Origin of the sequence: Candidatus Pelagibacter communis (genome assembly GCF_001179945.1) — a bacterium.
Taxonomy (GTDB): domain Bacteria; phylum Pseudomonadota; class Alphaproteobacteria; order Pelagibacterales; family Pelagibacteraceae; genus Pelagilacustribacter; species Pelagilacustribacter ubique_A.
The window spans coordinates 1-629 of sequence record NZ_CVSG01000015.1 but is presented as its reverse complement, the minus strand read 5'-3'; the positions used below and the strand labels follow the sequence as shown (position 1 = coordinate 629).

General features: G+C 25.9%; 1 protein-coding gene. It reads right to left on the bottom strand.

All coding sequences use genetic code 11. The annotated features are described in order from the left end of the window. Window positions 1-116: 116 nt before the first annotated feature. A partial coding sequence (locus AMN78_RS00730) for a F0F1 ATP synthase subunit B family protein (RefSeq protein WP_075533727.1) occupies window positions 117-629 on the bottom strand: 513 nt, incomplete at its 5' end.

The following is a 629-nucleotide window of genomic DNA, read 5'->3' as shown; positions in this document are numbered from 1 at the left end:
AATATTTAATATATTTAATTCAAGAGTTTCTTTAATTTTTTGAGGTACTTTAAAATAAAATAATATTCCAATGAAAATAAAAAATGAAATAGTTACCCAAAAAGTTGCGTCTAATGTCATAAATATTTACCTAGATTTTTATTTGAAATTTCTTCTACAGCAGCTTTGATACTGCTTTCGTTTAGCTTGTCGCCTGATATGTTCTCTATAATATTTGACGTTATATTTTCAGAAATATTTTGAATTGAGGAAATTGAACTTTTCTTCAATTCTGAGATTTCTTTTTGAGCCTTTAAAATTTCTTTTTCGATTTCCTTCTCCATTAAATTTTTTTTGTTCTGAATATCTTTGTCTAAAGCGTTTTTTGAATCAAAAAGTATTTTATTAACTTCTTTCTTAGCCTTGTCTAAAATTAATCCATATTCTTTAATCTTTGCTTCAGACTGCTCTTTAAATTTATTTGCATTCTCTAAATCTTCTTTAATTTTATTTTCGCGATTATCTAAATTACTTTTTATCTTAGGTAAGTAAAATTTCGATATTGAAATATAAAGTATTATAAAAACAAGAACTAACCAAAATGCTTGAGATGCCCAATATTTCGGGTCCAGCTGAGGCATACCTGCCTC